The organism is Pseudomonas sp. BSw22131 (genome assembly GCF_026810445.1).
Taxonomy (GTDB): domain Bacteria; phylum Pseudomonadota; class Gammaproteobacteria; order Pseudomonadales; family Pseudomonadaceae; genus Aquipseudomonas; species Aquipseudomonas huanghezhanensis.
The window spans coordinates 4919525-4934009 of record NZ_CP113949.1; the positions used below are offsets into that span (position 1 = coordinate 4919525).

Below are 14485 nucleotides of genomic sequence, written 5' to 3' on the forward strand. Positions count from 1 at the left end.
AGTTGGCATGACCACCGGCAACGCGCTTCAGCTCTTGGCGGAGGCGTCGTAATGACCAGTAGCCTCGATGCAGCACCCGAATTTACCAATCTTGGCCAACGCCTTGTGCGTTTCGGCTACGCCCTCCAGCGCGATGCCTCGACCGTTGGTGAGCTGATGGATCTGGCCAAGGCCTGCGGTATCAACTTTCAGGTGCGCGCCATCGCCGAGCAGGCCGGTGCAACAGTCGATGCAGTGAGCAGCCAGAGCAATGCAGCATGCGAATGACCGCCAAAGCATCCGCAGCCATCTATGCCTTTACCAGAAGGCCGCAATTAAATCTCAGTCTGCGGGACCAGCTTACATTGCTGCGCCGGCTGGCCCGGGACGCGATCAGTGCCAAATTCGAGTATGAGAACTATTTCCGGCGCGAGTTGCGGCGAGCGATGCTGACCGTTCCGTCCGATACCAAACGGATCGCAATCTTGCGGTTTCAGGAAGAAGCGCTTCGAGACTCGCAACGGCGTACCGCCGAGCATATGTGCGACATGCTCAGAGGGCTGGATGAAGCGATAACCAGTGCAATGGACTTCGACCATATCTGTGACCTGCTTGGCGTCAACGCAAGTCACCGATCCGCCGCGCGTGAGCATTTCAGTGTAGAGCGGGGGGCGGTGGCGACAGTTGCGTTCATCGCTGGGCTTGAGGACAGCGCCAGCGCCAGATCTGGCCGAAAGGTCGCGGAATCAAGAAGCGGTCCACTGTTTCAGATTTACATGGCCGGGTTCTATCGCACGGTCCGGGAGAAGCCTGGCTTTTTTGATGGGATCGCCGGTGAGGTGCTGATCCCCCCGTCCTCCCGCGAGCCTGACTTTGAACCGCCAACAAAGCACTGACCTGATGCGTCAGTTCCAGATTGGCAAATAAACCTGACGAGTCAGGAGTGAAAGCAATGCGTTACATGACCATCAGGAAATTCGCCAGCGAGTCTGGCTACAGCGAGGACGCGATCCGCTCGAAGATCCGGGATGGAATTTGGCGGCTTGGCGAAATTTGGTATCGGGCGCCGGATGGCCGGACGCTTATCGACATAGAGGGATATGAGTCATGGGTAGAGGCGGGAGGGGAGTTCGGGCGGTCTCCGATTCGAGCATCGAAATCACGTTCATGTATCGGGGCGTCCGGTGCCGCGAGCGCATCACGCTCAAGCCCTCCCCCACTAATCTGAAGAAGGCTGAGCAGCATAAAGCCGCGATCGAGCACGCAATCTCGATTGGCACCTTCGTTTACGCCGTCACCTTCCCTAACTCGCCCAGGGCCCAACAATTCGAGCCCGAGTCGTGCCGGGAGACGCTGAACGGTTTTTTGACCCGCTGGCTCGAAGGGAAGAAGAAGCATGTCTCGAGCAGCACCTTTGACGGCTATCGGAAAATCATAGAGCTCAGGCTGATTCCGCAGTTCGGGGAGGTGATGCTGGTCGACCTCAAGCGAAAGACGCTTAAGGACTGGCTGGACACGCTGGAGATTGGCAACAAAACCTTGAGCAACATCCAGAGCTGCTTACGATCCGCGCTGACCGACGCAGTGGACGAAGAAATGATCGAACTTAACCCTTTGGCAGGCTGGACCTACTCCCGCAAGAATGTGCCCACAACCGATGACGACGTGGACTCATTCAGCCCCGAGGAACAACAAGCTATTCAAGGCGCTTTGTCTGGCCAGGCTCGCAACCTGGTGCAATTCGCGATATGGACAGGCCTGCGCACCAGCGAGTTGGTGGCCCTCGATTGGGGTGATATCGATTGGTTGCGAGAAGAGGTGATGGTCAGCCGGGCAATGACGCAAGCCTCGAAGGGCGTTGCGGAGATTCCGAAGACGTCAGCCGGGCGCCGATCAGTGAAGCTGCTCAGACCAGCATTGGAAGCCCTAAAGGCCCAGAAATCGCATACGTTCCTAGCCGATGCCGAGGTGTTCCAGAACCCCCGCACGCTGGAACGCTGGGCAGGCGATGGCCCGATCCGTAAAACTATGTGGGTTCCGGCCATGAAGAAGGCCGGCGTGCGATATCGACGCCCCTACCAAACGCGCCACACCTATGCGTCGATGATGCTGTCAGCGGGTGAGCACCCTATGTGGGTTGCAAAACAGATGGGCCATAAAGATTGGACGATGATTGCACGCGTCTATGGCCGCTGGATGCCGTCAGCGGACGAAACGGCTGGTAGCAAAGGAGAAAGCTTGTGGACTCAGAGCGCCAGCACGGACAAAAATACCGTTTTCAAGCCATTGAGTCAGGGATGAAGCATGCAAACCTCTATAGCTCCAGTGAGTCTGCCATCTTACGTCAAAGAGTTTTGCGCAGAGATTAGCTCTCTTCCACCTCAAGTCCTCGACTACACCAGTAGTGAGGGATCGCTACCCAGCGAATGCTTTGAAAACGTAAAGAGAAAGGTCGCGGTGGCTGGAGGCCAAGCGGTTTTCGGATGGCAAATTTGGGAATGGCCGGGCGTATTAGTGGAAGCTGAATTTCACTCTGTTTGGCAGTCCCCCGCCGGAGAGCTTTTCGACATTACCCCGAAACTGGAAAACGAGAGGCAGATAGTGTTTGTCGCCGAACTTGGCAAAACCTATAAGGGGGAAAGAGTTGATAACTGGAGAAAGGCTCTTATTGATAACCGAATTGTCCATGATTTCATCCGGCTCTGTGAAGCAAGTTTCGACTGGTTCGGTCAGACCCCCCCCTCGGGAACGGAACTAGAAGGCAGGGAAGCACGTGTTTACATACACTTTGAGGAATTGAAACTGCTCCTGATAACTACGCTAAAATCTGGAACGAGTCGAAACGCCCTTTGCGCATGCGGGAGCGGTGAAAAGTACAAACGCTGTCATGAGCCATCTGTTGAGAAGATTCTGCAACTTTCTGACCGGTCTATGAAATGACAGCAAAATGACAGCCTTCGCTCTACGCGGCGCGGAATACGGGGCTTGGCTGGGGGTTCAAATCCCCCCGGCTCCACCAAATCCTACAAAGAGCCTGCGTTTATCGCGGGCTTTTTGTTGCCCGGGTTTTGGTGATTTTCTGCGCGGACATTTTCTTGATCTTGATGTCCCCTCCTGTAGGAGCGCGCTTGCCCGCGAAAGTATTAGATCTACCTTCCCATTCAAGTCATAAGCCTGCGATTGGCTAGTGACCAGTAACAAAATGCGTAATGAGGCTCAAACAGGTTACATTCACGCCTAATAGGCGGATCAGCAATGCCGGGGTGGCACGACAATGCTGCCGTGAAAGGGAATTGGGGTTATGGACAAAAAGTCGCTTTCCGAGCGGGACATAGGCAGCAAGTACATCGCCCCAGCCGTTCAGCAAGCTGGATGGGACATGCACAAGCAGGTGCGCGAGGAAGTCAGCTTTACCAAAGGCCGCATTATCGTCCGGGGAAAACTTCACAGCCGTGGCGAAGCACGCCGCGCAGAACTCACCCTCGATCAATTCCCCAGCCCTGCCGAACTTTGGCAGCGTTACTGCCAGTGGAAGGGGCTGGCTAATACAGTCCAGCACAAGATCGAAGCGCCCAACTACGACGACGGCTCCGGACGCATGCCACGCTACTACCAGATGAATGCCATCAACCGCACCGTCGAGGCTGTGGCGCGCGACCAGGACCGTATCCTGCTGGTGATGGCCACGGGTACCGGAAAAACATACACCGCCTTCCAAAAAGGACAACCCTATGCCCATAAAAACGCAAATCTGGACGGTCGGTGGGCAACCCAGCCAGTTGCATGAGGGCATTCTGCCCAGCGAGCAGTTGCTGGAGGAGATGATCGTCAGCGCGCCACGGCTATTGTCGGAGGAGTGGATGCTGATCGGCCGCCAGGAAAGCACCGGCCTGGGCGGGCGGATTGATCTGTTGGCTATCGCCCCGGATGCCTCCCTCGTGCTGATCGAACTCAAGCGCGACCGCACTCCGCGTGATGTGGTGGCGCAGGCACTCGACTATGCCTCGTGGGTGGAGAAACTGGCCGCCGAAGATATTGCCGCTATCTACAAACGCTACCGCCAGGACGCTGATCTGGCGGTAGACTTTCACGCCTACTTCGGCGTTCCGCTGGATGAAGAGGCGCTCAATCAGAGCCACCAGATTATCATCGTCGCGTCCGGGCTTGATGCCAGTACAGAGCGCATCGTGGCCTACCTCAGCGAGCGGGATATCGCCATCAACGTATTGTGCTTTCAGGTGTTCCAGCAGGGCGAGCAACAGCTGATCAGCCGTTCCTGGCTGCTCGACCCTGTGGAAACCCAAGCCAATGTCAGCAACACCCGCAGCGATGGCCCTAGTGAGCCGTGGAATGGTGAGTTTTATTGCTCGTTTGGCCAAAGTCCGACGCGTTCCTGGCTAGATGCGCAAGCCTTCGGTTTTATCTGTGGCGGTGGCGGCACCTGGTACAGCAACAGCCTGAAGATGCTCGCGCCCGGCGACCGGGTGTGGGTCAACATTCCGCAGCAAGGGTACGTCGGTGTTGGCCGCGTAGCCGGGCGAGCCACAGCAGCGGCAGACTTCACCGTCCCCTATAACGGCGTCGACACGCCAGTGCTGCAAGCCGCCAAACGTGGCACCTACCACGCCGAATACAGCAACGACCCAGCGTTGTGCGAGTACTTCGTGCCCGTGGAATGGCTGCAGACCGTGCCGGTTGAACAGGCCATCAAGGAAGTCGGTCTGTTTGGCAACCAAAACACCGTCTGCCGCCCAACCACACCCAAGTGGCGTTGGACGATAGAGCGGTTGAAGGTACGCTTGCTCAACAAGGCGCAATGATCATTCGACTCATTTACGGAAAAGCTATCGGCCACAGCACCTAGCGATCTAAAACACCACCGATATCTGCCAAACCAAACGGATAACAAGTTAGACGGAGGGTCGCGTAAATCACCCCGGATAAGAAATTGGTGGATACGGCAGGCTCTATTCTCGGGCGCGCCGTACTTCCGACTCGTTGGCAGGAAACGGACTAGAGACTCTGCTCATTTCGGATCCGCCCTAGATGATGTGGATAATCATATATAACGATTCCCGAAGATTTGCCCTGCGTTCAGAGTAAGCGGCATTCCAAACGGTATTCCACTTAGCTGACCAGGAAAAAAATAAGCCAGAAAATCAATTAGATGAACTTGAAATTCAAATCCCCTCGGCACACCAAACACTCAATACAAATCAAGCACTAAGCGTTTACCGCAAGTGCTTTTTTTGTGCCTTTTTGACCTGCCTTTGCTCCGAAATGACAGCCTTCCCCTAAAGGATGCGAGATCCGCGACGTGAGCTATGAGCCGGACTGGTAAAAAAGCGGCACACCACCCGAGCGTTAGTAAATGATTTGCATCAGGCGAAGCAGGCGCAGATGCTGGTCAGTCTCGGTTGCGAGATTATGCAGGGATATTTATACGGCAGGGCCATGCGGATGGAAGAGTTCGAGGACTTTTTGTCACGCGTGCTGTTTTACTCGTCCCACCGAAAAAACACCTAAGGCGATAGCCTCTCAGTCGAGCTGTGTGCGCGAACCAGCTTGATACCAGGAGTCCGCAATGCCCGATCCTATCGAATTCGGTTCATCAAGGACCGAGCGGCAAACTCCTGCACTGGTCCAGGCGCTTTTGACCCTGACGATGGGCTTGATCCTAACCGCAGTAGTCTGTTGGTGGGGCATGGAACGCAACCAGCAGATCACCCATAAAGCCATGGTCGCAGCCACTCAGAAGGCAGCTGAGGTCATCCAGTCCCGGTTGGAGCGCTATCAATACGGTCTGCGCGGTGCACGTGGCGCCATTCTTACGGGCGGCGAACTGACGATCACACGCGAGCAGTTCAAGCGATACAGCGATAGCCGCCATATGGAGGTGGAGTTCCCTGGTGCTCAAGGCTTCGGGTTTATCCGGCGCGTTTCCCTGGCGCAAGAAGCTGCCTTTATCGAAAAGGCACGTCGCGACGATTTCCCTGATTTATCGATTCGACAGTTCGCTCCCCATGATGGCGAGCTTTACGTTGTTCAATATATAGAACCGGTCGAAAAGAACCGCATATCCGTTGGACTGGACATCGCGTCGGAAGCCAATCGCAGTGCTGCTGCGCAAAGTTCGATGCGCAGCGGCGAAGCTACTCTGACGGGCCCGATTACCTTAATTCAGTCGACAGGCATGCCTAATCAGTCATTCCTGTTCTTATTGCCTATTTACCGAACCGGACAAACACCAGATACACAAGCTGCCAGGATTAATGACGCTTTCGGATGGAGTTACGCTGTTCTCAGCATCCAAGACGTATTAGGTAATAGCGGCATAAATCTCGAGCAAGCGCAGATCAGGATGCAAGACCAGACTGTGCAGGACGAGCCTGTTTCTTTCTATACCACCACCAAGCCCAAGGCTGATGTTATAGCGATTGGAAGCTATTCGCTTAACCAGACGTTCTATGGGCGCAACTGGTGTCTCACGCTTGATATTTACCCCGCCTTTGCTGAAAGTCTTCCCCTCGTGTTTGTCCGAACGCTTGCCATAAGCGGTACGTTCTCAAGTGTTGTGCTGGCGATATTGGTGTTTTCCTGGAGCCTCAATCGACGCAGACGCAGCCAACTTACTGAAGCGCGGTTGTCGCTTGCCTCCATCGTCGACAGCTCAATCGACGGCATAATCGGGGAGACCCTTTCTGGAGTCGTGGTGAGCTGGAACAGAGGCGCCGAACAGATCTTTGGATACACCGCTCAAGACGCGGTGGGGCGTTCTCTCTCCTCGCTAATAGTGCCGAACGACGCCCAAGAGCAGGAGCAGCACATACTTGAGCGTCTTGGCAAAGGCGAGAAAATCGAGCCCTTTCAGACCCTGCGCCAGCACAAAGACAGCCACCTGATCAATGTGTCTGTGTCCATATCGCCGGTATACAGTCCGGATGGTCGCATCGTTGGTGCGTCTAAAACTGTTCGCGACATTTCGAAAGAGAAGGCGGCCGAGGCACAAGTGCTGGCAATCAACGCCAGACTGGAAGAAGAGGTGCTGGCACGAACACTTGAGCTGGGAAATGCACAGCGTACCCTGCGCACCTTGCTCGACTCATTGCCGTCAATGATCGGCTATTGGGACAGTTCTCTCGTGAACCGGGTAGCCAACCATGCCTACAAGATCTGGTTCGGGCTCGAACCTTCGACCTTGCCGGGTCGGCCAATGCAGCAAGTATTGGGTGAGGCGCTTTTTCAGGCAAACCGCAGCTACATCGAGGGAGTTCTGCGCGGCGAGCCGCAAACATTCGAGCGGACCATTCCAGGGCCTGACGGGAAGATTCGCCATTCACTTACCCACTACATCCCGGACGTCAGCGACGGCGAAGTGAACGGCTTCTTTGTGATCGCCCATGATGTGACAGATCTGACAGAAAGCCGATTGAATCTTGCAAGCGCCCTTCGCGCGAACGAAGTACTGCTGCAGACCATCAACGAGCAACTGCTCTACTCAGCGACAGATGCCAATGGTCTGATAGTGGACGTGAATGAACGTTTTTGTGAGGTTCACGGGTTAACTCGCTCAGAGCTGATTGGCCAAGACCACCGGCTGCTCAATTCGGGAGCGCATGACGACTTATTTTGGCAAACGATGTGGACGATGCTGCTTGAAGGAAACGCCTGGCACGGAGAGATTTGCAACCGCACCAGTGATGGCAGCCTGCGCTGGTTCGATACCGTTGTTGCACCCACATTTGATAGTCATGGCGTAATCGAACGCTATATAGCGTTGCGTATAAACGTTACGGATCGGCGAGCTGCGGATGAAGAGCTTTCGGAACTACATCTTTTATTGACCAATGTATTGCACGCCGCTTCCGAAGTTTCAATCATCGCGACTGACACGGAGGGTTTAATTAAAGTATTCAATATGGGCGCCCAGCGTATGCTGGGCTATAGCGAGGACGAGGTGGTGGGCGTGCTCAGCTCGGCGAAGTTTCATTTGGACCAAGAAGTCAGTGCACGCGCTCGAGTACTTAGTCATGAGCAGGGTGTGCTCATAGAAGGTTTTCGGGCCTTTGTACACATCCCCGAAATCGAAGGAGCCGAAACACGTGAGTGGACGTACGTGCGCAAAGATGGAACGCATCTAACCGTTTCGTTGGTTGTTACGGCCATGCGAGACCGCACGGGCAAGATTACTGGTTATCTCGGTATCGCCACTGACATTACCCTGCAGCAGCGACAGCGCCGCGAGCTCGCGGCCGCACGCGATCAACTTGTCCTGGCCGCCGAAGCCGCGCAACTTGGGATATGGAGTTGGTTGATGGTCGACGATGTAATGGACTGGAATGACCGGATGTTCAGCTTGTATGCGCTGCCCGCAGCGTTGAACGGTAAATCAGGTATCTATGAGCACTGGCGCTCCCGGGTCCACCCGGACGATATCGCTGCGACGGAAGCAAGCCTGGTCGCAGCCATTGATGGCCTCGGTAATTATGATCCTGTATTCAGGGTACTAAGGCCGGACGGCTCTATACGTTTTGTGCAGGCTGGAGCGTATGTCGAGCGTGACTCGGAGGGTGTCGCCACTCGTGTAACCGGGATCAATCTTGATATTACCGAACGCAAGGAAGTCGAGGCCCAGCTTCTGAGTGCCAAAGACCACGCGGAGCAAGCCACTATCGTCAAGGGGCAGTTTCTGGCGAACATGAGCCACGAAATCCGTACCCCAATGAATGCGGTTCTCGGGATGTTAAAGCTGCTCACGCAGACGGGACTAGATCCGCGGCAGCATGACTATGCTACCAAAGCCCAGACTGCAGCTCGCTCGCTGCTGGGCCTGCTGAATGACATTCTCGACTTTTCAAAGATTGATGCAGACAAGCTGGAGCTGGACCTGCATCCGTTCGGCGTTGAAACGCTGATGTGCGATCTGGCCGTCGTGCTGTCTTGTAATTTGCAAGAGAAGGACGTCGAGTTGCTGTTTGAGGTCGCGCCTCAATTGCCCCGTGTTTTGATCGGGGACCAACTTCGTCTTCAGCAGATTCTGATCAATCTGGCGGGCAACGCCACGAAATTCACGCAGACGGGCCATGTGATTGTGCAACTGGCCGAACTGTGGCGTGGCGCCGGTCAGATAACACTGCGAGTCTCCGTCAAAGACACCGGCATAGGCATCAGCCCTGAGCAGCTGACGCACATTTTTGACGGTTTTACCCAAGCTGAAGCTTCAACAACAAGGCGCTATGGGGGCACTGGTCTTGGGCTTGCGATCAGCAAGCGTCTGGTTGAGTTGATGGGGAGCAGCCTGCAAGTCGTGAGCGAACAGGGCAAAGGGAGCGAGTTTTGGTTTGACTTGACACTTACCGTTGAGGAATGGACGCCCCTGACAGCCCCACGTAGCAGCTCGGCGCCCAGCCGTCGCATTCTCGTTGTCGATGACAATGTGTTATCCGGGCAAATAATGACCCACACGATTGAGGCCCTCGGCTGGGAGGCTGTTTATGCCGATGGCGGGAATGCCGCCGTACAATCGGTACATCAGTCCATGCAGCAGGGTGAGCCTTTCGATGCGGTTATCATGGACTGGCGAATGCCCGAACTCGATGGTTTGGCGGCAGCAACCCTGATCAAAAATGCCAGCCTGCACAATAAACCGCCTGTGATCGTAATGGTGACCGCGTTTGGCCGGGAAGAGCTGACGCTAGCGATCGACAGTAAAAACGCTCCATTTGAGGAATTCCTCACAAAACCTGTGACACCGCAACAGCTGTTCGAAGCGATTCAACAGGCGTTGGATGGCGTTGGCGTATCAAGCGTGCCTGCCGCTGAAATACCCGCAATACACCAGCTTGCAGGGATGCGCCTGCTGGTGGTGGAGGACAATGCACTTAACCGGCAGGTCGTCAGCGAGTTGCTGACCGCAGAGGGAGCCAAAGTGACGTTGGCCGAGAATGGTCTGGAGGGGGTAACAATTGCCACACGGACCTACGGTGAATTTGATGCTGTCATCATGGATGTCCAAATGCCAGATATCGATGGAATGGAGGCCACGCGCCGCATTAGGTCAGATAGTCGGTTTGAATCACTACCTATACTTGCGATGACAGCCAATGCTTCACACACCGACCGGATTAACTGCTTGGCAAGTGGTATGACCGAGCACGTAGCAAAACCGATCAATATGGACGAAGTACTGCCACTGCTGAGACGAATTACCGGGCGAGATCACAGCGACAAGGTTCCTGTCACAGAGCCGAAGTCGTTAGGAATAGAGGACTTCATCGAGCCGCTGGATAGCATCCTTAATCGCTTGGGAGGCCTGCATGATGTTTACGGTTCGGCCCTGTCCATTTTCGCCAAAGAAGCCGGACGAATGCTAAGCGCGCTGCACATGGATTTGCGAAGCGATGACACGATTGGCATTGCCAACACATTGCACGCGTTGAGGGGTATTTCCAGCACTGTTGGGGCGCTTGCGCTTGCCAAGCAGGCAGGGGAGTTGGAAATATTTATCCGGAAAAATCCTGATACGCAAGCTTCAAATTTACTGTCGGCTGAAATGATCTCTAAGCTTTCCGCACTGATCATCGAAAGTGACAAGCGTCTTCTGCGAGCCTTTCACACCGGTTTTGTGAGCGACTCAAACGTAGAGACAGACCCCTCTGCGTGGTCTTTAAAAGAAAGAAAAGGGAGTCTGGAAGAGCTAATGGTGTTATTGATTGCGGGCAATATGCAGGCGTTGGACGTTGTTGCAGAGCTCGAGCGTCACACGCCTGTATCCCAGAGAACAGCCTTCAGCAGACTCGCCGAACAGGTGCGTGACCTGGACTTTGACGCAGCCCTGCTGACAATTAAGCGGTTATTGGAAGGACAAGTTTGATGCAGTCACTCTTGAAAGAACTCGCAGAGGGTCGAGGCTTCAGGCCGAGGATTCTGGTGGTTGATGACCAGCCCCTAAATATCCGTCTGATCCATGAGCTGTTCAAAGATGAATGCGATGTGATCATGGCAATGGAGGGCGAGCAGGCCCTTCTGAAATGCGAAACGCAATACCCGGATTTAATTATTCTGGATGTATTGATGCCTGATATGTCCGGCCATGAAGTTTGCCGAAGGCTGAAAGCAGAGAGCAGAACCTGTGACATCCCTGTTGTATTCCTGACGGCTCAGGAAGAGGAGGCTGATGAAATGCTCGGATTTGCTTTGGGGGCCGTTGATTTTATATCCAAACCTATAAAGGCACCGTTGGTGCGTGCCAGGATCAAAACGCATTTAGCGTTAAAACTACAATCTGACCTGTTCAAATCCATTGCGCTGACAGATGGTCTGACCGGTATCGCCAATCGTAGACGTTTCGACGAACATCTACAGCGGGATTGGTTACAGTGCGCGCGAAATACTGAATATTTATCTCTACTGATGATCGATGTCGACCATTTCAAAAGTTACAACGATCATTACGGGCATCAACAGGGAGATAAGTGTTTGCAGCAGGTTGCACGCGCCATAAAAAGCATCTTAAAGCGCCCGTACGACTTGGCGGCACGATACGGAGGTGAAGAGTTTGCCTGTGTGCTGCCTAATACCGAGAGCATTGGCGCTGCGGAGATAGCCCGGCAAATGCTCGACAGGATTCGCGAGTTAAAAATAGAACACGCTACCTCACAGACATACCCGTTTATCACCGTAAGTATTGGCGTTGCCACGCAAATTCCTACGGCAGGTTCCCTGCCAAGCTGGCTTGTCAGCGAGGCCGATATACAGCTTTACCGTGCCAAACAAAGGGGCCGTAATAGGTGGAGTACTGCTGACCAGCCGGCAGAGGCCTGTGACAAATTGCTCTCTAACTAAATGCTCGTGCAGCCTTACTAATAAGAGCTTCTTGCCGACAACGGCAAACCCTGGGTAGCGCTTCGGGCACGCCGAGGGCGATGAGGTGGTGGTTGCGATCAGTCACCTGTTGCTGCTCAATCTTCGGCGTCAGGGTTTACTGTGCCGGTTGGCCGGTGCCCCCTTCGTGGTGGTGCTGCCCGGCACCGTAGAGAGTCGTAACCGTCCGGCCAAGTCATCTACCCAGCCCTGCAAAGCCAAGACATGGTGTGCGCTTAAATTTAAGTGGGCACCAGTTCTAGCCTTTTAAGCGGGTATTTCATGCAGCCAACACGCCGTTCCTATTCCAAGTCCTTCAAGGCCCAAGTCGTTCAAGAGTGCGTCCAGCCCGGCGCTTCGATTGCCAGCATCGCACTCAACCATAGCCTCAACGCAAACCTCGTCCACAAATGGATTCGGCTGCAAGCGCAGAAAAGCACAGCGCTGCAACCTGCATTTATTCCGCTCCCCATGCCGCTGACGGGAGCAAACTCGCAAGCTGCATCGTCGAATATCTGTGTTGAAATCCAGCACCCGCGTGGCACTGTCAAAGTGAACTGGCCGACTGAAAATGCCGCTGCCTGCGCAACCTTTCTTCGAGACTTGCTGCGATGATCCGCATCGACTCCATCTGGCTTGCCACCGAGCCGATGGACATGCGCGCTGGCACCGAAACGGCGTTGGCCAGGGTGATTGCGGTGTTCGGTGCGGCGCAGCCGCACTGTGCTTATCTGTTCGCCAACCGCCGCGCCAATCGCATGAAAGTGCTGGTGTATGACGGCTTTGGAGTCTGGCTGGCGGCGCGCCGGTTGAACCAAGGCAAGTTTCACTGGCCTAGCAATCGCCATGGCTCTGAAATGGAACTGAATACCGAGCAACTTCAGGCATTGGTGCTGGGTTTGCCGTGGCAACGCGCAGGTTCTGGAGGCGCGATCACACTGCTTTAACGGTCGCTATTAGCCTATCGGTCTATCGCTGTGAATTGCCTGCTCTGGCAAAATCCGCAGCATGACTTCGCTCCCAAATATCGATCATCTGGCACCTGAACAACTGCGCGCCTTGGCGGCGCAGTTGATGCAGCGTGTCCAGACGCTCGACCACCAGGTAGACACGCTGGGCAAGACGGTCGAGACGCTCGACCAACAAGTCGAAACGATGGGTAAAACCGTTGAGACGATGGGCAAGAAGATCCATCGCGATCAGACGGTCATCGAGAAACTGACCCTTGAGGTCGCGCATCTCAAACGCATGAAGTTTGCCAAGCGCAGCGAGCAGATGAGTCCTGAGCAAGCGAGCCTGCTCGACCATCTGATCGATACAGATATCGCGGCGATTGAAGCCGAGCTTCAAGCCTTGCAACCGACTCCGGCATCGCCCGAGAAAAAGCAAAAGCCCAAGCGCACGGCACTGCCCGCTGAGTTTCCGCGCACACTGATCCATCACGAACCGGACAACACCCACTGCCCATGCGGCTGCGCCCTCAAGCGTATCGGCGAACATGTCAGCGAGAAGCTCGACTACACGCCCGGCGTGTTTAGCGTTGAACGCCATGTGCGTGGCAAATGGGTCTGCGATGACTGCGAAACGCTCATCCAGGCACCGGTTCCGGCGCAGGTCATTGATAAGGGCATCCCGACTGCCGGCCTGCTGGCCCACGTCATGATCGCCAAGTTTGCTGACCATCTGCCGCTTTATCGTCAGGAGTCGATCTTCGGTCGAGCGGGCCTGGCGATTCCACGCTCAACACTGGCTCAATGGGTTGGCATGACTGGGGTTCAGTTGCAGCCGCTGGTGGATGCGCTACGCGAGGTGGTACTCGGCCAACAAGTTATTCATGCCGATGAAACACCCGTTCAAATGCTCATGCCGGGAACAAAGAAAACCCACCGATCCTATGTTTGGGCCTACGCCACCACCCAGTTCTGCGAAACGGCGTCTGTGGTTTACGACTTCAGTCCCAGTCGCGCCGGTGAGCATGCCCGCAACTTCCTTAATGACTGGAAGGGCAAACTGGTCTGCGATGATTTTGGCGGCTACAAGGCAAGCTTCGAACTCGGCGTGACCGAGATCGGTTGCATGGCTCATGCGCGTCGCAAATTCTTCGAACTGCACGCTACCAATAAAAGCACGCTCGCCGAGCAAGCCCTGCGCTACATCCAGTTGCTGTACGAAATCGAAAGCGAAGCCCGCGATCTGGAACCGGACTTACGCCGCCGAATACGGCAAGAAAAAGCCGTCCCGGTAATGGATATGTTGCATGCCTGGATGCTCGCTCAGCGTGACCTCGTGCCCGAGGGCTCGGCCATCAGCAGGGCACTCGATTACAGCCTGAAACGCTGGACAGCGCTGTCGCGCTACCTCGACGACGGGGCTGTACCCATAGACAACAACTGGGCAGAGAACCAGATCCGACCATGGGCTCTCGGACGCAAGAACTGGCTCTTCGCAGGGTCGTTACGCAGCGGAAAACGGGCGGCGGCGATCATGAGTCTGATCCAGTCTGCACGTCTGAATGGTCATGATCCGTACGCCTATTTGAAGGATGTTCTTACGCGCCTGCCGACGCAGCGGGCGACTGAAGTCGATCAATTGCTGCCGTATAAGTGGCAACTGGATTAAATACCCTAGGCGATATGCGCGCATG

The 14485-nt window shown here is 55.0% G+C and carries 10 protein-coding genes and 2 pseudogenes; all 12 read left to right on the plus strand.

What is annotated here, in order from left to right; translation table 11 throughout:
* The first annotated feature begins 51 nt into the window (after window positions 1-51).
* The 12 genes and pseudogenes from OYW20_RS22195 to tnpC all read left to right on the plus strand — a co-directional run bounded on the left by OYW20_RS22195 (window position 52) and on the right by tnpC (window position 14460).
* Complete coding sequence (locus tag OYW20_RS22195) at window positions 52-267, plus strand: hypothetical protein (protein WP_268798044.1); 216 nt, start codon at window positions 52-54, stop codon at window positions 265-267.
* The gene (locus OYW20_RS22200) at window positions 264-875 is read left to right on the plus strand and encodes a hypothetical protein (RefSeq protein ID WP_268798045.1); all 612 of its coding nucleotides are present in this window, start codon (window positions 264-266) and stop codon (window positions 873-875) included. The genes OYW20_RS22195 and OYW20_RS22200 overlap by 4 nt, the downstream gene beginning before the upstream one ends.
* Before the next feature lie 211 nt (window positions 876-1086).
* Entirely contained in the window at window positions 1087-2280 is a 1194-nt protein-coding gene (locus OYW20_RS22205; protein ID WP_268798046.1) for a site-specific integrase, read from the plus strand.
* Between the two features lie 3 nt (window positions 2281-2283).
* The gene (locus tag OYW20_RS22210) at window positions 2284-2919 is read left to right on the plus strand and encodes an SEC-C domain-containing protein (protein WP_268798047.1); all 636 of its coding nucleotides are present in this window, start codon (window positions 2284-2286) and stop codon (window positions 2917-2919) included.
* Window positions 2920-3280: 361 nt separating this feature from the next.
* A pseudogene (locus tag OYW20_RS22215) lies at window positions 3281-3697 on the plus strand (DEAD/DEAH box helicase family protein); the annotation flags it as partial.
* A 13-nt stretch (window positions 3698-3710) separates the two neighbouring features.
* Window positions 3711-4799 carry an endonuclease NucS domain-containing protein gene (locus OYW20_RS22220; protein WP_268798048.1) on the plus strand — a complete coding sequence of 363 codons (1089 nt, stop codon included), beginning with the start codon at window positions 3711-3713 and terminating at the stop codon, window positions 4797-4799.
* Window positions 4800-5563: 764 nt separating this feature from the next.
* The gene (locus OYW20_RS22225) at window positions 5564-10852 is read left to right on the plus strand and encodes a PAS domain S-box protein (protein WP_268798049.1); all 5289 of its coding nucleotides are present in this window, start codon (window positions 5564-5566) and stop codon (window positions 10850-10852) included.
* Window positions 10852-11823 carry a diguanylate cyclase domain-containing protein gene (locus OYW20_RS22230; RefSeq protein ID WP_268798050.1) on the plus strand — a complete coding sequence of 324 codons (972 nt, stop codon included), beginning with the start codon at window positions 10852-10854 and terminating at the stop codon, window positions 11821-11823. The genes OYW20_RS22225 and OYW20_RS22230 overlap by 1 nt, the downstream gene beginning before the upstream one ends.
* Before the next feature lie 61 nt (window positions 11824-11884).
* A pseudogene (locus OYW20_RS22235) lies at window positions 11885-12022 on the plus strand (diguanylate cyclase domain-containing protein); the annotation flags it as partial.
* Window positions 12023-12123: 101 nt separating this feature from the next.
* Entirely contained in the window at window positions 12124-12456 is a 333-nt protein-coding gene (gene tnpA / locus OYW20_RS22240) for an IS66-like element accessory protein TnpA (protein WP_268798051.1), read from the plus strand.
* Window positions 12453-12788: an IS66 family insertion sequence element accessory protein TnpB gene (gene tnpB, locus OYW20_RS22245; RefSeq protein WP_268798052.1), complete on the plus strand. Its 336-nt coding sequence runs from the start codon at window positions 12453-12455 to the stop codon at window positions 12786-12788. The genes tnpA and tnpB overlap by 4 nt, the downstream gene beginning before the upstream one ends.
* A gap of 61 nt (window positions 12789-12849) precedes the next feature.
* Window positions 12850-14460: an IS66 family transposase gene (tnpC, locus tag OYW20_RS22250; RefSeq protein ID WP_268798053.1), complete on the plus strand. Its 1611-nt coding sequence runs from the start codon at window positions 12850-12852 to the stop codon at window positions 14458-14460.
* Window positions 14461-14485: the final 25 nt, after the last annotated feature.